At 66.5% G+C, this 23,742-nt stretch carries 25 protein-coding genes; 19 read left to right on the top strand and 6 right to left on the bottom strand.

All coding sequences use genetic code 11. From position 1 onward, the window contains the following. Window positions 1-99 precede the first annotated feature (99 nt). Both ABS767_RS16115 and ABS767_RS16120 read left to right on the top strand, forming a co-directional pair. Window positions 100-1,770 (top strand): amidohydrolase, encoded by a 1,671-nt coding sequence (locus ABS767_RS16115; protein WP_408080209.1) that lies wholly within the window; start codon window positions 100-102, stop codon window positions 1,768-1,770. Between the two features lie 526 nt (window positions 1,771-2,296). Beyond that, window positions 2,297-3,547 carry a mechanosensitive ion channel domain-containing protein gene (locus tag ABS767_RS16120; protein WP_408080211.1) on the top strand — a complete coding sequence of 417 codons (1,251 nt, stop codon included), beginning with the start codon at window positions 2,297-2,299 and terminating at the stop codon, window positions 3,545-3,547. A gap of 70 nt (window positions 3,548-3,617) precedes the next feature. Here ABS767_RS16120 and ctrA read toward each other — a convergent pair whose 3' ends face one another. After that, window positions 3,618-4,325: a response regulator transcription factor CtrA gene (gene ctrA / locus ABS767_RS16125; protein ID WP_408080213.1), complete on the bottom strand. Its 708-nt coding sequence runs from the start codon at window positions 4,323-4,325 to the stop codon at window positions 3,618-3,620. A gap of 326 nt (window positions 4,326-4,651) precedes the next feature. On the opposite strand from ctrA, the gene ABS767_RS16130 reads away from it, so the two are divergent. Continuing rightward, window positions 4,652-7,609 (top strand): TonB-dependent receptor domain-containing protein, encoded by a 2,958-nt coding sequence (locus tag ABS767_RS16130; protein WP_408080215.1) that lies wholly within the window; start codon window positions 4,652-4,654, stop codon window positions 7,607-7,609. Window positions 7,610-7,696: 87 nt separating this feature from the next. Here the strand turns inward: ABS767_RS16130 and ABS767_RS16135 are convergent, their stop codons facing one another. After that, the gene (locus ABS767_RS16135; protein WP_408080217.1) at window positions 7,697-8,599 is read right to left on the bottom strand and encodes a LysR family transcriptional regulator; all 903 of its coding nucleotides are present in this window, start codon (window positions 8,597-8,599) and stop codon (window positions 7,697-7,699) included. Between the two features lie 111 nt (window positions 8,600-8,710). Between ABS767_RS16135 and ABS767_RS16140 the strand changes: the two genes are divergently transcribed. From ABS767_RS16140 to ABS767_RS16175, 8 genes are all read left to right on the top strand, one after another. Continuing rightward, window positions 8,711-9,409, top strand: a complete 699-nt coding sequence (locus tag ABS767_RS16140) for a pirin family protein (RefSeq protein WP_408080219.1) — start codon at window positions 8,711-8,713, stop codon at window positions 9,407-9,409. A gap of 85 nt (window positions 9,410-9,494) precedes the next feature. Beyond that, window positions 9,495-10,097, top strand: coding sequence for an NAD(P)H:quinone oxidoreductase (gene wrbA / locus ABS767_RS16145; protein ID WP_408080221.1), 603 nt, complete (start codon window positions 9,495-9,497; stop codon window positions 10,095-10,097). A gap of 1 nt (window position 10,098) precedes the next feature. After that, window positions 10,099-10,902, top strand: a complete 804-nt coding sequence (locus ABS767_RS16150) for a dioxygenase family protein (protein WP_408080223.1) — start codon at window positions 10,099-10,101, stop codon at window positions 10,900-10,902. Between the two features lie 55 nt (window positions 10,903-10,957). Next, window positions 10,958-11,644, top strand: a complete 687-nt coding sequence (locus tag ABS767_RS16155; RefSeq protein ID WP_408080225.1) for an RluA family pseudouridine synthase — start codon at window positions 10,958-10,960, stop codon at window positions 11,642-11,644. Next, window positions 11,634-12,038, top strand: coding sequence for an alternative ribosome rescue aminoacyl-tRNA hydrolase ArfB (gene arfB / locus ABS767_RS16160; RefSeq protein WP_408080227.1), 405 nt, complete (start codon window positions 11,634-11,636; stop codon window positions 12,036-12,038). Before ABS767_RS16155 ends, arfB begins: the two co-directional genes overlap by 11 nt. A gap of 38 nt (window positions 12,039-12,076) precedes the next feature. Then, window positions 12,077-12,538, top strand: coding sequence for a hypothetical protein (locus tag ABS767_RS16165; RefSeq protein ID WP_408080229.1), 462 nt, complete (start codon window positions 12,077-12,079; stop codon window positions 12,536-12,538). Between the two features lie 39 nt (window positions 12,539-12,577). Beyond that, the gene (locus tag ABS767_RS16170) at window positions 12,578-13,072 is read left to right on the top strand and encodes a GAF domain-containing protein (protein ID WP_408080231.1); all 495 of its coding nucleotides are present in this window, start codon (window positions 12,578-12,580) and stop codon (window positions 13,070-13,072) included. Between the two features lie 171 nt (window positions 13,073-13,243). After that, window positions 13,244-14,215 (top strand): RcnB family protein, encoded by a 972-nt coding sequence (locus ABS767_RS16175; protein WP_408080233.1) that lies wholly within the window; start codon window positions 13,244-13,246, stop codon window positions 14,213-14,215. Between the two features lie 125 nt (window positions 14,216-14,340). Here ABS767_RS16175 and ABS767_RS16180 read toward each other — a convergent pair whose 3' ends face one another. The 3 genes from ABS767_RS16180 to ABS767_RS16190 are packed head-to-tail and all read right to left on the bottom strand — an operon-like array spanning window position 14,341 to window position 16,562. Beyond that, window positions 14,341-15,657, bottom strand: coding sequence for a M28 family peptidase (locus tag ABS767_RS16180; protein WP_408080235.1), 1,317 nt, complete (start codon window positions 15,655-15,657; stop codon window positions 14,341-14,343). A gap of 31 nt (window positions 15,658-15,688) precedes the next feature. Continuing rightward, window positions 15,689-16,105 carry a hypothetical protein gene (locus ABS767_RS16185; RefSeq protein WP_408080237.1) on the bottom strand — a complete coding sequence of 139 codons (417 nt, stop codon included), beginning with the start codon at window positions 16,103-16,105 and terminating at the stop codon, window positions 15,689-15,691. A 4-nt stretch (window positions 16,106-16,109) separates the two neighbouring features. Next, on the bottom strand, window positions 16,110-16,562 hold the full coding sequence (locus ABS767_RS16190; RefSeq protein WP_408080239.1) for a universal stress protein: 453 nt from the start codon (window positions 16,560-16,562) through the stop codon (window positions 16,110-16,112). Between the two features lie 139 nt (window positions 16,563-16,701). Here ABS767_RS16190 and ABS767_RS16195 point away from each other — a divergent pair, with 139 nt between their 5' ends. The 5 genes from ABS767_RS16195 to lpdA are packed head-to-tail and all read left to right on the top strand — an operon-like array spanning window position 16,702 to window position 20,494. After that, window positions 16,702-18,039, top strand: a complete 1,338-nt coding sequence (locus tag ABS767_RS16195; protein ID WP_408080241.1) for a pyruvate dehydrogenase complex dihydrolipoamide acetyltransferase — start codon at window positions 16,702-16,704, stop codon at window positions 18,037-18,039. Between the two features lie 19 nt (window positions 18,040-18,058). Continuing rightward, on the top strand, window positions 18,059-18,283 hold the full coding sequence (locus tag ABS767_RS16200) for a hypothetical protein (RefSeq protein ID WP_408080243.1): 225 nt from the start codon (window positions 18,059-18,061) through the stop codon (window positions 18,281-18,283). After that, window positions 18,276-18,662 carry an acyl-CoA thioesterase gene (locus ABS767_RS16205; protein ID WP_408080245.1) on the top strand — a complete coding sequence of 129 codons (387 nt, stop codon included), beginning with the start codon at window positions 18,276-18,278 and terminating at the stop codon, window positions 18,660-18,662. The genes ABS767_RS16200 and ABS767_RS16205 overlap by 8 nt, the downstream gene beginning before the upstream one ends. Next, on the top strand, window positions 18,659-19,078 hold the full coding sequence (locus tag ABS767_RS16210; protein ID WP_408080247.1) for a hypothetical protein: 420 nt from the start codon (window positions 18,659-18,661) through the stop codon (window positions 19,076-19,078). Before ABS767_RS16205 ends, ABS767_RS16210 begins: the two co-directional genes overlap by 4 nt. A gap of 15 nt (window positions 19,079-19,093) precedes the next feature. Beyond that, window positions 19,094-20,494, top strand: coding sequence for a dihydrolipoyl dehydrogenase (gene lpdA / locus ABS767_RS16215; RefSeq protein ID WP_408080249.1), 1,401 nt, complete (start codon window positions 19,094-19,096; stop codon window positions 20,492-20,494). 10 nt (window positions 20,495-20,504) lie between these two features. Here lpdA and ABS767_RS16220 read toward each other — a convergent pair whose 3' ends face one another. Further along, window positions 20,505-20,954, bottom strand: coding sequence for a GFA family protein (locus tag ABS767_RS16220; protein ID WP_408080251.1), 450 nt, complete (start codon window positions 20,952-20,954; stop codon window positions 20,505-20,507). Between the two features lie 56 nt (window positions 20,955-21,010). On the opposite strand from ABS767_RS16220, the gene ABS767_RS16225 reads away from it, so the two are divergent. Genes ABS767_RS16225 through ABS767_RS16235 form a run of 3 tightly spaced genes read left to right on the top strand, consistent with a single transcriptional unit; the run spans window position 21,011 to window position 23,738 of the window. Then, window positions 21,011-21,490: an MAPEG family protein gene (locus ABS767_RS16225; protein WP_408080253.1), complete on the top strand. Its 480-nt coding sequence runs from the start codon at window positions 21,011-21,013 to the stop codon at window positions 21,488-21,490. 25 nt (window positions 21,491-21,515) lie between these two features. Further along, window positions 21,516-22,460: a cation diffusion facilitator family transporter gene (locus tag ABS767_RS16230; protein WP_408080255.1), complete on the top strand. Its 945-nt coding sequence runs from the start codon at window positions 21,516-21,518 to the stop codon at window positions 22,458-22,460. Next, window positions 22,461-23,738: a Xaa-Pro dipeptidase gene (locus tag ABS767_RS16235; protein ID WP_408080257.1), complete on the top strand. Its 1,278-nt coding sequence runs from the start codon at window positions 22,461-22,463 to the stop codon at window positions 23,736-23,738. Window positions 23,739-23,742: the final 4 nt, after the last annotated feature.

Consider the following 23,742-nt stretch of genomic DNA (forward strand, 5'->3'; position numbering starts at 1 on the left):
GTCGAGGCGCCCTAGACCATCTGGCGCGGCGGGGGAACACCGCCTATTCGAAGAAACGATCGAGCCCTGCTTCCTCCCCTTCCGCTTCCGGAGACCCCTGTGCGCCCTTCCGTCCCGCTTGCCCTGATCGCCGCGCTGCTGTTGCCTGCGCCCGCCCTCGCCGATGCGCTGGTCGAGAATGTCGACGGGATGACGCTCACCGCGAAGGGCGAGTTGCAGCGGTTCAACGGCATCGTGATCGATGAGAACGGCAAGGTCGTGAAGCTGCTCAAGCGCGGCGACAAGCGGCCCGAGCGGCCCGACTGGAAGGAGGATCTGAAGGGTCGGACGGTGATCCCCGGCATGGTCGATGCGCATGGCCATGTGATGAACCTCGGCTTTCGTGCGCTCGCGCTCGACCTGTCGGCGACGCGGTCGCTCGCCGAGGCGCAGGATGCGATCCGCCGCTACGCTGCCGAGAACAGCACCCGACGCTGGCTGACGGGGGGGGGCTGGAACCAGGAGGTCTGGAGCCTTGGTCGGTTCCCGACTGCCGCCGAACTGGACGCGGCGACGGGCGAGGTGCCGACCTGGCTGGTGCGCGCCGACGGTCATGCCGGATGGGCCAACAGCGCCGCGATGAAGGCGGCGGGGATCACCGCCGCCACCAAGTCGCCTGCCGGCGGGCGGATCGAGATGATCGCCGGCAAGCCCGGCGGAGTGTTCGTCGATGCGGCAATGGCGCTGATCGAAAAGGCGCTTCCCCAGCCGACCCCGCGCGATCGCAACTCGGCCTTCATCAAGGCGCAGGACATCCTGCTGTCGATGGGCGTCACGGCCAGCGCCGACATGGGCACCAGCCTGGACGACTGGATGACGTTCCGCCGGATGGGCGATCTCGGCATTCTTCGCATGCGGATCATGAGCTATTCGGACGGGGTCGAGACGGCGCTGCGGGTCGGCGGAAGCGGTCCGACGCCGTGGCTGTACGACGACAAGCTGCGGATGGGCGGGATCAAGCTCTACACCGATGGAGCGCTCGGCTCGCGCGGCGCTTGGCTCAAGGCAGCCTATGCCGACGCGCCGGGCAATAGCGGACTGCCGTTCCTGACCGATGCGCAGTTGCTCAACATGATCGTGCGCGGTGCGATGGACGAGTTCCAGTTCGCGATCCATGCGATCGGCGACCGTGCCAACCAGCAGGTCCTGGATGCGATCGACGAGGTATCGGATACCTATAAGGGCGACCGCCGCTGGCGGATCGAGCATGCCCAGATCGTCGATCCGGCAGATCTGCCGCGCTTCGGCAAGCATGGCATCATCGCGTCGATGCAGCCGGTGCACCAGACGAGCGATCGGACGATGGCCGAGGCGCGGCTCGGCCCGCAGCGGCTGGCCGGGGCCTATGCGTGGAAGTCGATGCTGGCGAACGGCGCGACGCTGGTGTTCGGATCGGACTACCCGGTCGAGAGCCCCAATCCGTTCGAGGGCTGGGCGGCCGGCTTCACCCGGCAGGACGGCCAAGGCCAGCCCTTCGGTGGCTGGCGACCGGAAGAGGCGGTGAGCCGCGAACAGGCGTGGCGCGCCTTCACGATCGATGCGGCCTATGCCGGGTTCGGGGAGAAGAAGTTCGGTCATCTGGCGCCGGGAATGCGCGCCGACTTCATCGTCGTGGACCGCGATCCGATGCTTGCCTCGCCCAGCGAATTGCGGGGCACGGTCGTGCTGGAAACCTGGGTCGGGGGGCAGCGGGTGTTCCGCCGGTCGGCCAAGGGCGGCGCCGGGCGCTAAGCTGACGGGCGTCCGACGAAGCTGACGAAAAACGCGGGGATTCAGGCCGACGCGACGGCTTTGCGACTGGAAGACGACTGCGACGCGACGGAGAGGCGACGCCGACGCGACACCCACGCGACAGTGTCGCGACACCGTGTCAGGACGTGTGCGCGCAGATCGGGCGACGGGAAGTGGGACGGGCATCGATCAGTTTATGCGCCCGTCGCCGAGCTGTAGGGAAGTTCTTTTCGACCTTCCGAGGAGCTGCGCGCGCGATACCCGCCGGGCGAGCGGACCCGATTGCGTGCGGGGGCGTTGGTCGGACGGCCGTTGCGGCCGCGACCTGATCGGGGGACGGATGTTCGATAGCCATATTTCCAGCCGAAAGCGCGGATGGCGATCGCGCGCCGCGGCATCGCTGGGGGCGTTCGCCGTTCTCGCGATCGCGGGCGTCGCGGCGCCTGCGCATGCCACGCTTTTAGCGGGCGCAGCGCCCGGGCCGAGCGCATCCGCGACCCCGACGCAGGGGGCAACGATCGGGGACGTGAGCGAAGCCGGCGCGGACGAACGCATCGCGCGACGGATTGAGGGGATTTTCGCCGCGGTTCCGGCGCTACGCGGCGTCCGCGTCGTCGCGAACCAAGGTGTGGTGACGCTGGAGGGCAAGGTCGCCGCACCCGAGGATATCGCGCGCGCCGAAGAGATCGCGTCGCGCATCCAAGGCGTGGTCACGGTCGAGAACAATGTGGTTCGGGACCTGTCGGTGCAGGAAAGCGTGCAGTCGATCGGCGCGCTGTCGGGCAAGGCGACGGGGCTGATCCGCATGCTGCCCCTGATCGGCGTGGCACTCGCGGTGGCGTTCGGGATCGCGCTGATCGGCTATCTGCTCGCGTCGCTGACGTGGCTGTGGCGGCGGTTCGCGCCCAACAGCTTCCTCGCCGAACTGATCGCCAGTGCGATCCGCTTCGTGTTCGTGATCGGCGGAATCGTGATCGGCCTGCAGATCGTCGGCGCCGGGGCGTTGCTCGGCGCGGTGCTGGGCGGGGCGGGGATCATCGGCATCGCGCTGGGCTTTGCGATGCGCGACACGATCGAGAATTACGTCGCGTCGATCCTTCTGTCGATCCGTCAGCCGTTCCGCGCCAACGATCTGGTCGTGATCGACCAATATGAGGGGCGGGTGATCCGGCTGACCAGCCGTGCGACGATCCTGATGACACTGGACGGCAACCATCTGCGCATTCCCAACAGCACCGTCTTCAAGGCGGTAATCCTGAACTATACCCGCAATCCGCAGCGCCGGTTCGACTTCGAACTGGGAATCGACGCCGACTCGGATCCGACGCTGGCGCGCCACATCGGCGTCGCGACGCTGCAGCAGCTGGATTTCGTGCTGGACGCGCCGGCGCCGTCGGCGCGCGTGGAGCAGGTGGGCGATTCCAATATCGTGATCCGCTTCCTCGGCTGGATCGATCAGGAGCGGACCGACTGGTACAAGGCGCGCAGCCGCGCGATACCGGCGGTCAAGAGCGCGCTGGAGACGGCAGGGTTCGCATTGCCGGAACCCATCTACCGGCTTCGTTTCGATCAGGGCGCCCCGTTCGCGGCTGGCGGGGCGAGCGCTGCGCCCGCTGCACGCCCGCGTCCCGAGCCAGCGACCACGGGTGCCGATCAAATCGCCGACACGGAGCATGTCGCGCCGGAGAACGAGATCGCCGAGATGGTCGACAAGGAGCGCGCGCAGGACGGATCGGCGGGCGAGGATCTGCTGAGTTCGCGCCGCCCGGTGGAGTAGCGCCACAACGGAAAGGGGCCGCGGCGTCCCCCCGGATGCCGCGGCCCCATGCCCCGCTCGACGAACTGGTTCAGGCGACCGCGCTGGCGGGCGTCACAACCTCTTCCGGTTCGCGCAGCACATAGCCGCGGCCCCAGACGGTCTCGATGTAATTCTCGCCCTCGCACGCCATGCTGAGCTTCTTGCGCAGCTTGCAGATGAAGACGTCGATGATCTTGAGTTCGGGCTCGTCCATCCCGCCATAGAGATGGTTGAGGAACATTTCCTTGGTGAGCGTCGTGCCCTTGCGGAGCGAGAGCAGCTCCAGCATCGCATATTCCTTGCCGGTCAGATGGACGCGCGCGCCGTCGACTTCGACCGTCTTCGCGTCGAGGTTGACCGCCAGCTTACCGGTGCGGATGACCGACTGGCTGTGGCCCTTGCTGCGGCGGACGACGGCGTGGATGCGTGCAATCAGCTCTTCGCGATGGAACGGCTTGGTGACGTAATCGTCGGCGCCGAAGCCGAACGAGCGCACCTTGCTGTCCATCTCGTTGATGCCGGAGAGGATCAGGACCGGGGTCTGGACGCGGGCGACGCGCAGTTTCTTGAGCACGTCATAGCCGTGCATGTCGGGCAGATTGAGGTCCAGCAGGATGATGTCGTAATCATACAGCTTGCCCAGATCGAGGCCTTCCTCGCCCAGATCGGTCGTGTAGACATTGAAGCCTTCGGTGTTGAGCATCAGATCGATCGCCTTGGCGGTCGTCGGCTCGTCTTCGATCAGCAGCACGCGCATCGGCCGTTCCCCTGTGCCCGTTACATGCCCCCTGCGACATGCAACGCGACTGATTCATTAACCTAAGCTGGAATGAAGGCAAAAGGTTAATTTTGAGCTAACCGGCCTCGATCCACGAGTCGCGGCCTTGTCGGAAGCCGATCCGGTGCGGATAGGCAGGGCGGGCGGGATCGTGACGCCATCGAAATTTTGCGATGAGCTATAGATACAGGTTATGGCCGTCGCCGCTATTTTGCGTTTGCGAAGGAATCGGATGCGTGGTTACCTTCCCAATTCCGGGGCTGTGACGCGATTACGCGCACTAAACATTTCAATTGGGGGGTCTTATGAGAACGAAAGCTGCGCTATTTGTCACCGCATGCAGCCTGGCATTTCCTGCCATCGCGCAAGAGGCTCCCACGACACCCCCGGCGCAGAGCGAGGGCGAGAGCACCGAAGTTCTGATCACCGGATCGCGCATCAAGCAGGATCCTAGCCGCAGCGCGCTTCCGCTTGAAATCTTCACCACCGAGGATTTCACGCGCGAGGGCATCAATAGTCCCGAACAGCTCGTTTCGCTGCTGAGCACGAACGGCAACGGCGCGGACAATCTCGCGTCAAACACCGACGTGGTGAGCGGCGCGCAGCGCGGCACCAACGGCCTGTCGGCGGCGAACCTGCGCGGGCAGGGCAGCGCGGCCACGCTGGTGCTGCTGAACGGTCGCCGGGTCGCGGCGCACGGCCTTCAGGGCTCGGCGGTCGACGTCAACCAGATCCCCTTCGCCGCGATCGAGCGGGTCGAGGTGCTGAAGGACGGCGCATCGGCGATCTATGGCACCGACGCGATCGGCGGCGTGATGAACTTCATCACCAAGACCGATTTCGAAGGGCTGGCGCTCAACGGCTTCACCGACATCACCGAGCGCGGCGACTCGCCGATCTATCGCCTGTCGGCGACCGCCGGCTATGGCGACCTGAAGTCGGACGGCTTCAACGTGATGGCCGCGGTCAGCAAGAGCTGGAACGGCATCCTGCGCGGATCGAGCCGCGATTTCGTCAACGGCAACCAGCCCGATCGCGGCCTTTCGGTCGATACACGCGGTACGCCGATCGCAACGATGTTCGCCAACGGACCGAACGCGATCTTCGCGCCGACGGGCAGCCTGCTCAGCGGCGTGCCGCTGCTGATCCCGGGCACGACGATCACTGCCAATGGCGGCATCAACATCCTGGACCTGCCGGGCGGCGCTGGATGCGAATCCTTCGACGGCGGCATGGCCTATGACGATGCGCTTTGGGCGAACGCGAGCGCGCGCTATGCCTGCGCATGGGATACCGGCCGTGCGGCGATCCTGCAGCAGCCGCTGGAGACGCTTACCTATTACAGCCGTGCGACGGTCGCGCTCGGAAAGCACACGCTGTTCGCCGAGGTCACCGGATCGGACGCGGATTCGTCCAAGCAGTTCTCGTCGAACCAGTATGCGGGCAACACCAGCACAACGCCGCTCTATTATCCGCTGAACGCGCTGACCCAGTCGACCTATAACGAGGTCTATAACGCGTTGCTGGCCGTGTTCCCGGGGATCGCGGCGAACTATGGCAAGCCGATTGCCTATCGCTGGCGGTGCGAGGCGTGCGGGCCGCGCGAATATGAGACCAACACCAAGACCCTGCGCGCCGCGATCGGCATCGACGGGCCGCTGTTCGGCGGGTGGGACTATCGCGCGGGCGCTTCCTATGCGCGCAGCGAATCGACGTCGGTGCTGGGCACCGGCTATTCCTATCGCGGCATCTTCTCGTCGAGCGCCCGTGCTACGGCGTCGGGCGTGCCGGGCGCCACGTCCGGGAGCATCGATCCGCGCGCGCCGACCGCGCCCGGCGCGACGGCTCCGGGTATTGTCGGTCTGCTCAACAGCGGCATCATCAATCCATTTTCGCTGACCCAGACGCCGGAGGCGATGGCCGCCCTGGATGCCGTATCCGCCAAGGGCGTCAGGCTCTACGGCGGCCGGTACGAGGTGCGTCAGTTCGACGCGTCGATCTCGGGTTCGCTGTTCAACCTGCCCGGTGGCGCGGTGCAGATGGCGGTCGGCATCGACTATCGGCGCGAGAGCTACAGCTTCAACGGGTCGGCCGATGCCGAACTCGACCGGCCGGAAATCTTCAACGTCGCGTTCGACAATGCCAATGCGCTGACGGAGAAGAGCCGCGACGTGAAGGCGGCCTATGCCGAAGTGCTGATCCCGATCTTCGAACCGCTGGAGATCACGGTCGCCGGGCGCGTCGACGATTACACCGGCTTTGGCAGCACGTTCAATCCGAAGGTCTCGGCGCGCTTCACGCCGGTCGACTGGCTGATGTTCCGCGGTTCGTACAATACCGGTTTCCGCGTGCCGACGTTCAACCAGATCTTCAACGGCCAGACACTGAGTCCCAACCCGACCACCAACTCGCTGGTCGATCCGTCGACCTGCCCGAGCGGCGTGGTCAGCACCACCGACCCCAACTGCGCGGCGATCAACCCGGATACGCTGAGCGGCGGCAACCCGAATGTGGGGCCGGAAACGTCCGACCAATATTCGATCGGCGTCGTGTTCCGCCCCGCACCCCGCTTCAGCGCTTCGGTCGATTTCTGGTCGATCGCGGTCGACGACACGATCGGTGCGCTGACGCTTCGCCAGCTGTTCGACAATTACCAGTTCTTCGGGGATCGGATCATCCGGACTGGGGGCATCATCACGCAGGTCGACCTGACCGCCGACAATATCGGATCGCGGCGCACCAAGGGGCTCGAGTTCGCGCTGCGCGGCGGGTTCGACGGCCTGGGCGGGATGTTCGATATCGGCATGAACGGCACCTGGCTGCTCGAGAAGAAGGAGCGCTTCCTGCCGACCGCACCGTATACCGACATCGTCGGGGTGTTCAGCTATGCCGGCGACCTGGGCCTCGAGTGGAAGCATAACGCCTGGGTGAGCTTCGCCACCGAGGATACGTCGGTGACCTTCTCGCAAATCTATCGCAGCGGATACGAGAATAACGGCCTGCCGAGCCTGGCCAACAACCAGAGCGCGACCCGGCCGAACTATAACGAGCGCGTCGACGCCTATATCATCTACAACCTCTCGGTGACGCAGCGCGTCCGCGATGGGTTCAAGCTGACGGCGGGTATTCGCAACGTATTCGACACCGATCCGCCGTTCGCGATCACCTATGACAGCAACACCGGCGCGGGCAGCTCGTGGGAGCCGCGCGTTGCGGACCCGCGTGGCCGGTCGTTCACGATCGCGGCCGAGGTGAAGTTCTAAACGGGTTCGATCACCGACCCAGGCGAGGGGCCGGTTCGCAGCGCTGCGGACCGGCCCCTTTTTTTGGATTGCCGACGCCGCTCGCGCTTAACCGCGCGTGCAGAGGTTGCGGAAACGCTGGGCAAAAAAGTCGATCACCAGCTCGACCCGGGCCGGGCGCAAGGTGCTGGGTGGGGTGAGCAGGTGGAGCGCGATGTTCATCGGCGACCAGTCCTGCAGAATCTCGACCAGCTTGCCCGCGGCGAGTTCGCGGTCGATGATGAAATCGGGCAGGCGGGCGATGCCCAGGCCTGCCAATAGCGCCGGGAGCATCGCGTCGCCATTGTCTGTGGTGAGCGGCCCGGCGGGGCGCACCGCCGCTTCCTCGCCATCCGCCTTGCGGAAATGCCAGGTGCCGATCGCGTTGGCGTAGAGGAAACAGGCGTGGTGGGCGAGGTCGGCCGGATGGCGCGGCGTGCCGTGCGCTTCGAGATAGGCGGGCGCTGCGACGACGCGCGCGGTGACCGGGGCGAGGCGGCGGGCGCGCAGCGAACTGTCGGGCAGGTCGGCGATGCGCAATGCGATGTCGAACCCGTCCGCGACGATATCGACGCGCGCGTCGGACAGGCGCAGGTCGATCTCGATCCCCGGATGTTCGGCGATGAGGTCTGCGATGGCATCGGCGACGAAGCGGATGCCGAAGGTGATCGGCGCGGCGATGCGCACGAGGCCGGTGGGCGCCTTGGCTGAATCGATCGCCGCCTCTTCGGCCGACTGTGCCTCGGCGAGAATGCGTCCGGCGCGCTCGGCGAGAGCGGTGCCGCTGTCGGTGAGCGTCAGGCGGCGCGAGGTGCGGTGGAACAGCGCGGTGCCGAGCTGTGCCTCGAGCCGGGCGATCGCCTTGGACACTGTGGCCTTGCTCACCCCGATTGCTGCAGCGGCGCCGCTGAACGAGCGGTGCTCAACGACGCAGGCGAAGATCGCCCAGGCTTCGAAATCAGGGAGGCGCATCGGTCAGCTCCATCAAGATGCGCCACGTATATTCTAGAAACGATCCGTTTCAAACGTTTCCGTTTACGGCGCGATCGGGCGCCCTATCTTGGGTCCAACAAGGAGGCAGCAATGATCGACAAACGTTCGTTCGACAGCCTGGGCCATGCCGATCACGGGTGGCTCAACGCCCGTCACCATTTCAGCTTTGCCAATTACTATGATCCCGCCCGCATGGGATGGGGTGCGATCCGCGTGTGGAACGACGACGAGATTGCGCCGAACAGCGGCTTTCCGCCGCATCCGCACAAGGACATGGAAATCATCACCTATGTCCGGACCGGGGCGATCACGCACCAGGATTCGATGGGCAATACCGGGAAGACCGGGGCCGGCGACGTCCAGGTGATGAGCGCGGGCACCGGCGTGCGCCATGCCGAATATAATCTGGAGGGCGAGAAGACCACGCTGTTCCAGATCTGGATTCAGCCGCGCGAGGCCGGCGGTGCGCCGAGCTGGGGCGCCAAGCCGTTCCCCAAGGGCGAGCGGTCGGGCCGGTTCGTGACGCTAGCGAGCGGCTATGCCGAGGACAGCGAGGCGCTGCCGATCCGGGCGAATGCCCGCGTGCTGGGCGCGACGATCAAGGCCGGCGAGAGCGTAACGCACAGCGTGGGCGACGGGCGGCATGCCTATCTCGTCCCCGCGGTGGGACGGATCGAAATCGACGGAAAGCCGTTCGACGCCCGTGACGGCGCTGCGTTGAGCGGCGGCCAGACGGTGACGATCACCGCGATCGAGGACGCCGAAATCGTCCTGGTCGATTCAGACTGACAGACCCCCCGGAGCGGTCCGCCTACCTCCCCCTCCCGAGGCGGGCCGCTCCACCCCCTTCCACGATCAGACAAGGAGACACGCCATGACCAAGGTTCTGGTGCTCTATTACTCGTCCTACGGCCATATCGAACAGATGGCGGAAGCCGTGGCGGAAGGCGCGCGCGCGACCGGCGCGCAGGTCGATATCCGCCGCGTTCCCGAAACCGCACCCGAGGCGGTGGTCAAGGCGGCAGGATTCAAGACCGATACCGCGCATCCGGTGATCGAGGGCCCCGACGCGCTGGCCGAGTATGACGCGATCATCGTTGGCTCGCCGACCCGCTTCGGTCGCATGTCGAGCCAGATGGCCGCGTTCTGGGACACCGCCGGCGGGCTGTGGTTCAAGGGCACGCTGCACGGCAAGGTCGGTGGCGCCTTCACCTCGACCGCGACCCAGCATGGCGGCAACGAGATGACGGTGATGAACATCATCACCAACCTGCTGCATTTCGGCCTGACCATCGTCGGACTGGACTATGGCCATGCCGACCAGATGAAGATCGACCAGGTCCTGGGCGGCACGCCCTATGGCGCGTCGACCATCGCCGGCGGCGACGGCAGCCGTCAGCCGAGCGAGATCGACCTGGCCGGCGCGCGCTATCAGGGCCGCCGCATCGCCGAAGTCGCGGCCAAACTGGCTGCCTGACATGACGCGCGCCGTGCAACCCGCATTGTTCGTGTCGCACGGTTCGCCGATGATCCTGTTCGAACCCAGCCCGGCGCGGGATTTTCTCGCCGGGCTGGCGTCGCAGGTGGCGCGGCCCGATGCGATCCTGATGATCTCCGCGCATCACGACATGGCGGAGGCGGTGGTGACCGGGTCGCCCGCACCGCCGACGATCCATGATTTCGGCGGATTTCCGCAAAAGCTGTTCGATGTGCGCTATCCCGCGCCGGGCGCTCCGGCGCTGGCGGAAGAGGTGGCGCGGCTGATCGCGGAAGCCGGGCATCCGGTGTTTCTCGATCCGCAACGGGGGCTGGATCATGGCGCATGGGTGCCGCTGGCGCTTGCCTGGCCCTACGCCGATATCCCGATCGTCCAGCTGTCGATCAGCAGCGCGCATCCGGCCGAATGGCATTACCGCATCGGCCAGGCCGTCGCCCCGCTGCGCGATCGCAACGTCCTGATCATCGGATCGGGCAGCCTGACCCATAATCTGCGCGCGATCTTCGCCGAGGGCCGCGACCATGACGCAGCGGTGCCCGACTGGGTGTCCGACTTTGCCGACTGGGTGAGGGCGCGGTTGGATGCGGGCGACACCGATGCGGTGCTGCATGCGGTGGAGCGCGGACCGCATGGGCGGCGCAACCATCCGACGCCGGATCATATCCTGCCGCTGTTCGCCGCGATGGGCGCAGGCGGGGCGCAGGCCGAGCGCCTGCACCACAGCTATACCTATGGCGTGCTGGCGATGGACGCTTATCGCTTCGGGCAGGGTCCGGACTTCTAGGGGAGTTCGGCCCCTAAGGCTGGCGTCGCGGGCGCGGCGGTGGCAAGGCGCGGAGATGATACAAGACCAGGTACTTTTCATCGACGGCGAGGCGATCGTTCTCGACAAGCCCGCCGGGCTTCCGGTCGACCGGCCGCGCGACGGGTCGATCAGCCTGGAAAATCACCTCGGCAACCTGACCTTCGGGTTCCAGCGCTGGCCGACGCCGGTCCACCGGCTCGACCGCGATACCAGCGGGTGCCTGTTGCTCGCGCGCAATCCCAAGGCGCATGCGCGGTTCCAGCAGGCGTTCGAGGCGGGGCAGGTCACCAAACGCTATCTCGCGGTGATCGACGGGATTCCCGACGCGTTGTCGGGGATGATCGACCTGCCGCTGGTCAAGATCTCCAGCGCCGAGCGCGGCTGGCGCATGACCGGCAGGGCGGACGGCAAGTCGGCGCGGACGCGCTGGCGGATGCTGGCGAGCAAGGACGGGCGCGCGTTCATCGCCTTTTATCCAGAGACCGGCCGCACGCATCAGATCCGCGTCCATGCCGCCGAGGGGCTGGGCTTTCCGATCACCGGCGATCCCGTCTATGGCGTCGCCAACGGACGCACGATGATGCTGCACGCCGCGCAACTGACCGTGCCGCGCCCGGGCAAGCCCGACATCCATGCCGAGGCCCCGACGCCCGAAGCGTTCCGCACGCTCGGCTTTGCCGGCGGGACACCAGCCGATGAGTCGGGCGACGATGCCGATTGACCTGCCCGAGGACGCGATCGTCGAGGAGAAGTTCCTCGCCGCGTCGGGGCCGGGCGGGCAGAATGTCAACAAGGTCGCGACCGCGGTGCAGCTGCGCATCGACGTGTTCCGGCTGGGGCTGCCGCCTTATGCCTATGCCAGGCTAAAGGAGCTGGCGGGGAGCCGGATGACGTCGGGCGGCGAACTGGTGGTGACCGCGCGCCGCTTTCGCACGCAGGAGGCGAACCGGCAAGATGCGCGCGAGCGGGTGACCGAATTGATCGAGAAGGCGCATGAGCGACAGGCGCGGCGGGTGAAGACCAAGCCGAGCAAGGCGGCGAAGGCACGGCGCGTCGACGCGAAGAAGGGCCGATCGGCAATCAAGGCGGGGCGGGGACGCGTACAGATCGACTGACCCGCGCAACGATCGGCGCGCTTTGGCGTTTGCCCGGCATGAACAGACTGATCCCCTGCGCCCTGCTTGCCCCGCTCGCCCTGCTTGCCGCCTGTTCGGGGGAGCCGGTGCTGAACGACGTCACCCAGAACAATGCGCAGGAGATGGAGCCGCTGAGCCTGCCCGATCCGGTCGAGCCCGCCCCCACGCCCAGCGCGAGTGCAAGCACGGCCGCGGTCGCCGCGGAAATCCCGGAGGCGTTTCGCGGGCGGTGGAGCGGAAAGGCGGGCGATTGCGGCAAGGGCAGCGACATCACCCGGCTCGAGATCACGCCGGCGGAACTGCGCTTCTACGAGAGCAGCGGCACGGTGACGGGTATCGAGGGTGAGGGCGCGGAAATCGCGGTGACGGCGCGCTATACGGGCGAGGGCGAGGCCTGGACCGCAACGCGCAGCTTCGAACTGTCGCCGGACGGGAAGACCCTGACGTCCGAGGGTATGGCGCGCGTGCGCTGCCCATAGGCTCTTGCAACCGCGCATGCGGAAGGCCAACTGCGGCGCATGTACAATTTCGACATCGCCGCCGGGTCCAAGGCCGAACTCTATCGCGATCTTCTTGCCGCGCTCGATGCGCTGACGGCGGGGGAAAGCGACGCGATCGCGAACATGGCCAACGCCGCTTCGCTGATCGGGCAGTATCTGCCCGACCTCAATTGGGCGGGCTTTTACCGCAATGTCGGCGGCGAGCTGGTGCTCGGCCCGTTTCAGGGGAAGGCGGCGTGCATCCGCATTGCGTTCGGCAGGGGCGTGTGCGGCGCGGCTGCGGCGACGCGCGAGACCCAGCTGGTCGCCGACGTCCACGCCTTTCCGGGGCATATCGCATGCGATGCCGCGAGCAATTCCGAACTGGTGGTCCCGATCGTTCACGACGGCGCGTTGATCGGTGTGCTCGACCTCGATAGTCCGCTGACGGGCCGGTTCGGTGCGGAGGATGCGGCGGGGTGCGAGGCGCTGGTCGCGTTGCTCGCCCCGCGCGTTGCCGGATCGGCGGACTGATCCGTTCCGGGACGACACGGTCTGCTGGTCCCTTAACGCATTGCCCCGGATCGGGACTTTCTTAACCATGTGTCGTGGTAGAGATGGCTGCCCGCGACTGTTAAGAAACCGTGAAGAGACGCGACCTTTCGTCCCTGCTCGGATGGCCGCGTCTCACTGGAGATGCATGTCGTGACCAAGCGTAACCTGACCTTGTTGGCCCTTTCGATCGCGGGTGTTTCGCTCGCGCTTCCGGCAGAGGCGCAGCGCGTGTGGCGCGACGGGAAATGGGAAACGCGGCAGCGCGCGTCCGCGCGCTATCCCGAGCGTTCGGTGCCGACGACGCGGATCGAGGCGCCCCGGACGCGGGTGGACGGGCCGCGCTCGCGCATCGAGTCGCCGCGCACGTCGGGCCGCTGGGGCCGCACCATCGGCGGCCGCTGGGAAGGCGGGATGCGCGCGCCCGGCGGGTGGGGCGCCTATCGCCGCCCGGTGCGCGGCTGGACGCTGCCAAGCTACTGGATCGGCGGAAGTTTCGGGATCAGCGACTGGTCGAGCTGGGGGCTGAGCCGCCCGCCCTATGGCTATGGCTGGATCCGCTATTATGACGACGCCGTACTCGCCGACCGCAGCGGTCGGGTGTGGGATTCGGTGAGTGGGATCGACTGGTACGGCGGCGGTGCGGCAAGCGCCTATGCCGGTGACGGCTATGCCGCGGCCGCTGCTGCTGGCGGCGGCGGGGGCGGCTATGGCGCCAGCTATGACGCGCCCGGCTATGACGACGACTACGGATATGACGATGAGTACCGCCGGGAGCCGATTCCGGCCGAGCCATACCCGGGGGGGTATGCGCCGCCGCCGCCGCGTTATGCAGCGCCGGCGGCGCAAAGCCCCTGTGCCGCGCAGTGTGGCGGGGGCTATGCGCAGCGGGGTTATGGCTACGGATCGGGCTATGGCTATGGCAGCGGCTATTACATGGCCGGGCCGACGGTGACGACGATCGTCATCCAGTCGGGAGCGACCACCACGAGCACCGTCACCGAAGAGGTGTATGGAGAGGTCGAGGAGGCCAAGACGGTCCGCACCTATCGTGCGCCGACCAAGACCGTGCGGCGCTATCCGAGCAAGCTGGTGCGGCGTTCGACCAAGGATTGCTGCCGCTGATTTGAGGGGGAGCGAAGACCCCGTTTGCCCTGAGCTTGTCGAAGGGCCTCAAGTGACACGCTTGCTGGGGTCGGCCCTTCGACAGGCTCAGGGCAAACGGACGTTGGGACGTGCACGCCCTGGCCTTAGTTCCGCGGCGGCCTCGTTCCGAAGGTGACGATGCTCTCGCTGCCGTCCGCTGCGATCGACGACACGCCGATGAAATGATCGTCGACCACCACATCCTTGAGCGTGGTTTCGGTGAGACCGGCGACGCCGCGCACGTCGGTCCAGTCCTGCTTGTCGTTGCGGCGCCAATAGACGCGATAGCCGCGCGCCCCGGGGACGGCGTTCCACTTGACCCTGGTATCCGCGCTCAATGCGCCGTCGAGCACGACCGAGGACGGGGCCGAGGGCGCGTTGGCGAGGCGGCGGATCGTCGCGACGTTGAGCGCGGTGACCTTCGCCAGATAGGGGAAGTCCATCTTGTCGACCGTGTCGCCATAGACGCGGCCGTTTTCGGTGCGCAGGTCCTGGTGTTGCTGGTCGTAATTCTCCGCGCCGACCGAGAAGCGGATGGCGGGATAGCCGAGCTTCAGGAACGGTTCGTGATCGCCGCCGCGCCCGAAGCGGTCGGGGCGGCGGACGACGAAGACGTCGAGCGCGTCCTTGTCCTTCTCGCGCATGCCATCGGCGACCTTGTCGATCGCCTTGGCCAGTGCGCGGCTGGGTCCGTCATCCTCGCCGCCATCGGCGCGGCGGGCAAGCTGGCCGGGCAGGTCTTCGGAAGCGCGGATGCCTTCGGAGAAGACGCGGACGCGATCGGCGACGCGCACGCCGTTCTGGCCCATCGTGTTGCCGACGATGTCGTTGTTGAGGACGGCGATGACCTCCCAGCCGCGTTCCTTCGCGGTTTCGGCGAGCAAAGTGCCGCCCCACAGCCCCTGTTCCTCGCCCGATAGCAGGGCATAGACGATCGTCGCCTTGTGCTTTTCGCGCGAGAGGATGCGAGCGGCCTCGATCACCAGCGCGGTGCCCGATGCGTCGTCATTGGCGCCGGGTGCGTCGCTGGTGATGTCCATCACGTCGCTGACGCGCGAATCGATATGGCCCTGGACGATGATGACGCGCTTGGCGTCCTCGCCCTGCTGGAAGCCGAGGACGTTGACCACCTCGACCCCATTGGGCGCGCGCGGGCCGGTGAAGGTGCGGCCGACCCGGGCGACCTTGATGCACTCGCCGCACGCTGCGCCGATGCGGTCGAGCTCCTCCGCGCCCCATTTGCGCGCCGCGCCGATGCCGCGCACGGGATCGTCGGGGGAGGAGAGGGTGTGGCGGGTGCCGAAGCTGACCAGCTTTTCCACATCCGCCTTGAGCCGTTCGGGGCTGGGGGCTTCGGCGGGCTTTTGCTGGGCGAGGGCGGGGGCTGCGAGGAGCAGCGCGGGAAGGATGAGCTGGCGCATCGCCGCAGCGTGGCCGCATCGCGATGCGATCTCAAGTCCCGCGTTCGTCCGGTTGCTGTTGTCTCCGGCGCTCTGCCCGGCGCTGCCGGCGCCGTTCGCGCTCGCGGGCGCGCACTTTGGCCCAATAGGCGCGATGCCGCCTTTGCCAGAAGAGGTTGACGATGGCGAAGGGGATGGGGACCCACAAGGCGACGAAGAGCAGCCATCCCCACACGCCCTCGCGGAGCAGATACGGGCTGCAGGGATAGGTGAGCGCCATGCGGATCGCGGCCCCCGCCTTGCGGCCGCCCTCGATCGGGTGCCCCGTGCAGTTGAGATAGAGGTCGCGGACGGTCGATCCTGCCAGGATCAGGGCGAGGCCGATCGCCGGAATGTGCCAGAAGCGGCCGAACGGGATGCCCGCGCCGATCTTGCGAAAGCGGCGCTCCTCGTCGGTCAGGCGCGCCATGCGGTCAGCTCAGGCGATCGATCGCCTCGCGGTCGAGGCTTCCCGGCACGATCATCAGCGGGACGGGCAGGGCGGACGCTTCGCCGGCAAAGTGCGAGACGAGCGGCCCCGGCGCACCTTCCGCCGCAGCGCCGAGCACGAGCGCGGCGATATCGGGATTGTCCGCGATCAATTCGCGGATGATCTTGGGACCGTTACCCTCCCGCACGGTGATGCGCGGCTTGAGCCCCGACTCCGCGATCAGCGTGCCCGCCGCGCCGGCGACCAGCGCTTCGGCGCGCTGGCGCGCCTCTTCCTCGATCGTCGCCATCACCCCGCCCCACTGGACGAAATCGGGCTTGGCGATCAGCGCCAGGATTTCGACTCCGCCGCCGGTCTTGACCGCACGGCGCGCGGCGAAGCGGAGTGCGATCTGCGCCTCCGGGCTTTCGTCGACCACGACCAGATAGGTACGCATGAAACCAGTTCCCCCTCCGTTGGGGACAGGTGGTGACGTGTCGGCGCCGGAAGCGCAAGGGGCGGGCTTGACCCGCGCCGTGCATCGCGCAAGGAGGGCGCGACCCATTCATCACCCCACGACAGGATCCTCCCCACCCATGTCGATCGAAATCAAGATGCCCGCGCTTTCCCCGACGATGGAGGAGGGCACGCTCGCCAAATGGCTGGTGAAGGAGGGCGATACCGTCAAGGCCGGCGACCTGATGGCGGAGATCGAGACCGACAAGGCGACGATGGAATTCGAGGCAGTCGATGAGGGCGTGATCGCCAAGATCGTGGTGGCCGAGGGGACCGATGGCGTGAAGGTTGGCACCGTCATCGCGGTGCTGGCGGGCGAGGGGGAGGATGCGTCGTCGGTGTCCGCGCCGACTTCTTCCCCTCTCCCGGCGGGAGAGGGGCAAGGCGCGCAAGCGCCGCGGGGTGAGGGTGAGCGCGAGACGGTCGCGGCCCCTGCCCCGTCACCCTCACCCCCCGCCGCCGCTGTCGCGTCGGCTCCCCCCTCTCCCGATGGGAGAGGGGAAGAAAGGGTGAAGGCGAGCCCACTGGCGCGCCGCATCGCGGCGGAAAAGGGTGTCGACCTGTCGAGCGTGACCGGTTCTGGCCCCAATGGCCGCATCGTCAAGGCGGACGTGGCCGACGCGAAGCCCGGTGCTGCGCCTGCGCCCAAGGCCGACGCGCCCGCCGCGGCTGCGCCGGCCGCCGCCGCGCCTGCCGCTGCCCCGGCGTCGGTCTGGTATGACGAGAGCATCCCGCACGAGGTCGAGAAGCTCAGCAACATCCGCAAGACGATCGCGCGCCGCCTGACCGAGGCGAAGCAGACGATTCCGCACATCTACCTGACCGTCGATATCCAGCTCGACGCACTGCTCAAGCTGCGCGGCCAGCTTAACAAGAGCCTGGAAGGGCGCGGGGTGAAGCTGTCGGTCAACGACATGCTGATCAAGGCGCTCGCGGTCGCGCTGGCGCAGGTGCCCAAGTGCAACGTGACCTATGCCGGCGACAAGCTGGTCAAATATAGCCGCTCCGACATCTCGGTGGCCGTTTCCACGCCGACCGGGCTGATCACTCCAATCATCCGCGACGCGGCAAATATCGGCCTGGCGTCGATCTCGACCCAGATGAGGGAGCTGGCCGAGCGCGCCAAGGAAGGCAAGCTCAAGCCCGAGGAATATCAGGGCGGCACCGCCAGCATCTCGAACATGGGCATGTTCGGGATCAAGCAGTTCGACGCGGTGATCAACCCGCCGCAGGCGATGATCCTGGCGGTCGGCGCGGGCGAGAAGCGTCCCTATATCGTCGACGACGCGCTGGGTGTCGCGACGGTGATGTCGGCGACCGGCAGCTTCGATCACCGCGCGGTCGACGGGGCGGATGGCGCCGAGCTGATGAAGGTGCTGAAGGCGCTGATCGAATCGCCCATGGGCCTGCTGGCCTGAGGGCCAAGGGAGGCCGCAGATGGGCGTTCTGGTCGAAGCATTGCATATCGCCGCGGGCATTGCGGTTGCGCTGCTGATCGGTGCGCTGGCGAGCTGGGCCTATCCGCTGGCGCGGCAGGACGTGTGGCTGGTGACCGGCATCGCGATCCTGTGCATCATCGCGATGGGCATCGGGCCGATGCGGCGCGCGATGTGGTTGCAGCGCAACCCGCAGGCACACCCCCCGGAGTCCGACGATGCCTGACCGTGCCCCACCGACGAGCGAGCCGACGATCCGCGTCAGCACGATGCCGGCCGACGCCAATGCCTATGGCGACATCTTCGGCGGCTGGCTGGTCGGGCAGATGGACATGGCCGCGGGACTGGTCGCGGCGCGCCGCGCGCGCGGCCGGGCGGTGACGATCGCGATGGACGGGATGCAGTTCCATGCGCCGGTTTTCGTCGGCGACGAGGTGTCGGTCTATGCCGATCTGGTGAAGGTCGGGCGCAGCTCGATGCAGATCGCGGTCGAGGCGTGGCGCCGCGACCGGCATGGCGAGGAGCGGCAGCTGGTGACGCAGGCGGTGTTCACCTTCGTCGCGGTGGGCGAGGATCGCAAGCCGCGCGCGGTGGCGGCGGAATGAGCATCTTGTCGGCGTTTCTTCTGACCATCCCCGTCGTGATCGCGGCACCGCTGCTGATCTATGCGGTCGTATTTCTTGTCGCACTTATTCTGATGCCGTTTCCTGCCGAGGCCTTGAGACAGGCGTTAGGGCACTTCATTCTCGGCAGCGTCGTGTTCATCCCGGCGCTATTGGCGGCCAGCTTCTGGCCGGCTCTGCTGGGGTTCGGTGCGTCGATCCTCTCGCCGATCGCCGGTTATGCCGTCACGATCCTGCTCGCGATGCCGTCGGCGTGGCTGGTCGTCCGGATACTCGACCGACAAATGCGACAGGTCGGCGGTTTCCGGGACACCAATGTTTTTTTTATCACGGCGGCAGCGAACATGATGCTGATCCTGTTGTCGATCTACCGGCTCAACCTTTTCTCGCGCACCTGACGAAGGACTTTTCCTGTGGCTGAAACCTATGACGTGATCGTGCTCGGCTCCGGACCCGGCGGCTATGTCGCCGCGATCCGCGCGAGCCAGCTCGGTCTCAAGACCGCGATCGTCGAGCGCGAACTGCTCGGCGGCATCTGTCTCAACTGGGGCTGCATCCCGACCAAGGCGCTGCTGCGCTCGGCCGAAATCTTCCACTTCATGCAGCATGCCAAGGACTATGGCCTCGCCGCGGAGAAGATCAGCGCCGATCTCGACGCGGTCGTCAAACGCTCGCGCGGGGTGGCCAAGCAGCTCAATCAGGGCGTCACGCACCTGATGAAGAAGAACAAGGTCGCGGTGCACATGGGCACCGGCAAGCTGACCGGGAAGGGGAAGCTGTCGGTCACGGGCGCGGACGGGAAGACGACCGAGCTGACCGCGAAGAACATCATCGTCGCGACCGGTGCGCGCGCGCGCGACCTGCCGGGCCTGCCCGCCGATGGCGAGCGGGTATGGACCTATCGCCATGCGATGACGCCCAAGGAAATGCCGAAGAAGCTGCTGGTGATCGGATCGGGCGCGATCGGGATCGAATTCGCGAGCTTCTACAACGACATGGGCGCCGAGGTGACGGTGGTCGAGATGCTTGACCGGATCGTGCCGGTCGAGGACAAGGACATCTCCGCGCATCTGGAGAAGGCGCTCAAGAAGCAGGGCATGACGATCATGACCGGCGCCAAGATCGACAAGATCGCGGCGGACAAGAACGGCGTGAAGGCGACGATCACCGGCAAGGACGGCAAGGCGGTCGATGGCCACTTCAGCCATGTCATCGTCGCGATCGGTATTGTGCCCAACACCGCCGATATCGGCCTGAAGGAACTGGGCGTCGACATCGACGATCGCGGCTTTCTCAAGACCGACGGCGCGTGCCGCACCAATGTCGAGGGACTCTGGGCGATCGGCGACATCACCGCGCCGCCCTGGCTGGCGCACAAGGCGAGCCATGAGGGCGTGATCGCGGCCGAAGCGATTTCGGGCAAGCATCCGCACGCGATGGACCCGCGTAACATCCCGGGCTGCACCTATTGCCACCCGCAGATCGCCAGCGTCGGCCTGACCGAAGCAAAGGCGAAGGAAGCGGGTTACGAGGTCAAGGTCGGCAACTTCCCGTTCATTGGCAACGGCAAGGCGATCGCGCTGGGCGAGCCCGAGGGCTTCGTGAAGACGGTGTTCGACGCCAAGACCGGCGAGCTGCTGGGTGCGCACATGATCGGCGCGGAAGTGACCGAGATGATCCAGGGTTATGTCGTCGGCAAGACGCTGGAGACCACCGAGGCCGAGCTGATCGAGACGGTGTTCCCGCACCCGACGATCAGCGAGTCGATGCATGAGAGCGTCCTTGCCGCCTATGGGCGGGTGATCCACGTCTGACGCGGTGCGATCAGGCGTTCGCCTGCGCGAATGCCTGCATCAGCCGGGGATAGTCGGCGGGCTCGGGAAAGGTCTCGAAGCTGTGCGCTGCCCCGGTCTGTGCCCAGGGCAGCTTTTCGCTGGTATAGGTTTCCATGAAGGGCGCGAACCAGCCGGGATCGTCCAGCATCGTGGCGCGGACATTGATCGCGCCATATTCGGGCGGCAGCCGGGTGAACAGCCAGCTCTTGCACCAGTTGCAGTGGTGATGCCGTGCCTCATCGCCGTGCAGGCCGCCGATCACCGGCTCGCCCGCGAGGATCGTGAGCGCGTCGGCGGGCAGCGTGATCGTGGTGGAAAATGCGCTGGCGGTCATGCGCTGACAGCCCCGGCAGTGGCATACGGCGGTCACGAGCGGTTCGGCGTCGATCCGGAACCGCACCTTGCCGCAGCGGCATCCACCTTCCGATCCAGTCAGCATTCCATCCTCCGCTTTACTCGAACGACGCCCCGCGTCACCTTGGCGCAACGAGGCTGATGGGGGAAGTTTTCATGGGCATGGCGATTCTCTGGCCGACGATCGCGCTGGTCGGGCTGATCTTCATCGTGTTCGCGACGATGTTCGTGACGCGCGCGCGCCATATCCGCGCCAATCCCCCGCGCCGGGAAACGTTCGCAAGCAGCGAGGCGGCGATGCGCTATTTCGAGCCGATCGAGATGCCCGCCAACAATTATCGCAACCTGTTCGAGATGCCGGTGCTCTATTTCGCGCTGGTGCCACTGCTGCTGATCACCAGTCTCGACAGCCGCATTCAGGTGATCCTCGCCTGGATCTATGTCGCGATCCGGATCGCGCACAGCTTCGTCCATATCGGGCCGAAGAAGGTGCCGGTGCGCGCGATGCTGTTCGTCGCGTCGGGCGCCGTGCTGATGGCGATGTGGATCGGCTTTGCAATCGATCTGGGCAGCGCGCAGGTCGCGTTCGATCGCGCGACCGACGGCATCGGCGCGGCGTGACCGCAATCTTTTAAAGGAAACCGGAATGGCTGGCGGGTCGAACCGTGTCATCCTGATCGCCCTTGCGGCCAATCTGGGCGTCGCCGCCGCGAAGTTCGTGGCGGCGGGGATTACCGGGTCGTCCGCGATGCTGACCGAGGGTGTTCACAGCCTGGTCGACAGCGCCAACCATGTGCTGCTGCTCTATGGGACCAAGCGATCGCATCGTCCCGCCGATGCGATTCACCCGTTCGGCTATGGCCGCGAACTCTATTTCTGGAGTTTCGTGGTCGCGATCCTCGTCTTCTCACTGGGGGCGGGGGTCGCGTTGTACGAGGGCATCCTGCATATCCTCGAGCCGGAGCCGGCGGGCGATACGCTGATCGCCTATATCGTGCTGGGAATCGCGTTCCTGCTCGAGGGCTGGTCCTCGCTGGCGGCGTTGCGGACGTTCAATGCGGCGCGGGGCGACACCAATGTGTGGGCGGCGATCCGGTCGTCGAAGGATACGCCGACGCTGATCGTCCTGCTGGAAAATACCGGCGCACTGGCGGGCATCGTGCTCGCGGCGGTCGGCATCTGGCTCTCGCATTGGACCGGCAATCCGGTGTGGGACGGGGTCGCCTCCGTCCTGATCGGCGGTGTGCTCGCCGCGGTCGCGATCCTGCTGATCGTCGAGGCGAAGGGCCTGCTGATCGGTGAGAGTGCGGATCCTGCGCTGATTGGCGCGCTGCGGCGGCTGACCGAGGGGCATGACGGCGTCGATCGCGTGCACGATGTGATGACGGTGCATCAGGCGCCCGATCAGGTCGTGTCGGTCATCAGCGCCGATTTCGACGACGCGATCAGCGCGGGTGACGTCGAGCGCATCATCCGTGACATCGAAGCGCTGGTCGCGGTCGAATTCCCGATCGTGACGCGCATCTACATTCGCCCGGCCTCGACGCCGGACCGCGCCGGCGGAGACCGGTCCTTGATCCAGGGAGACTGAATGATGCGGTACCGGTTTGTTGCGGCGGCGGTGGCGATGTGCCTTGCGCAGCCGGTCTGTGCGCAGACGGTGGTGGTGACTGCCGAGAAGATGATCGACGTGGTGAAGGGGACCGTGGTCGACTACCCCGCCGTGTTCATCACGGACGGGCGGATCACCAGCGTCGCCGATGCGCGCACGGTGCGCTGGGGTAGTGACGTCACGCACATCAATCTGGAGGGCAAGACCATCCTGCCCGGGCTGATCGACATGCACGTCCATCTCGACAGCAACCCGCTGTATGGCGGCTATACCGGGCTGCAGTTCACCGACAGCTTCTGGGCGATCCAGGGGACCGCGAATGCGCGCGCGATGCTCAAGGCCGGATTCACAACGATCCGTAACGTCGGGTCGGAGAACTATGCCGATGTAGGCTACAAGCAGGCGATCGACGAAGGGCTGATCGCCGGGCCGCGCATCGTGCCGGCGGCGCATGCGCTCGGCGCGACGGGCGGACATTGCGACAGCACTTATCTGCCGCCCTCGTACAAGGCGAAGGGCGTTGCGGTCGGCGACGGGGCGCAGGAGCTGCGGCGGATCGTGCGCGAGCAGCGGAAATATGGCGCGGAAGTGATCAAGATCTGCGCGACCGGCGGCGTCTTTTCGCGCAATACCGAGCCGGGGCAGCAGCAGCTGTCCGAGGAAGAGATGCGCGCGATCGCGGACGAGGCGCATCAATGGGGCCTCAAGGTCGCCGCGCATGCGCATGGCGCGGCGGGGATCAAGGCGGCGATCCGCGCGGGGATCGATACGATCGAGCATGCCAGCCTGGTCGATGAGGAGGGGATCAGACTGGCGGTCGCGCGCAAGCAGCCGGTGTGGTTCTCGATGGATATCTACAATACCGACTATACCCAGTCCGAGGGCGCCAAGAACGGCGTGCTGGAGGACAATCTGCGCAAGGATCGCGAGATCGCGCAGATCCAGCGCGACAATTTCCGCAAGGCGCATGCCGCCGGGGTGAGGATGGTGTTCGGCACCGATGCGGGGGTGATGCCCCACGGTACGGCGGCGGGCCAGTTCCGCGTGATGGTCGAATATGGGATGACGCCGATGGAGGCGATCCGCGCCGCGACGCTCAATGCCGCGCAGGCGCTGGGGCGGAGCGGCGATGTCGGGGCGATCGAGGCGGGCCGCTATGGCGACATCATCGCGGTCGAGGGCGATCCGCTGAAGGATGTGAGTGTGCTGACGCGGGTGACCGACGTGATCAAGGGCGGCGCGCGCGTCGCCGAATAGGAGG

Origin of the sequence: Sphingomonas plantiphila (assembly GCF_046000505.1) — a bacterium.
GTDB lineage: Bacteria > Pseudomonadota > Alphaproteobacteria > Sphingomonadales > Sphingomonadaceae > Sphingomonas > Sphingomonas plantiphila.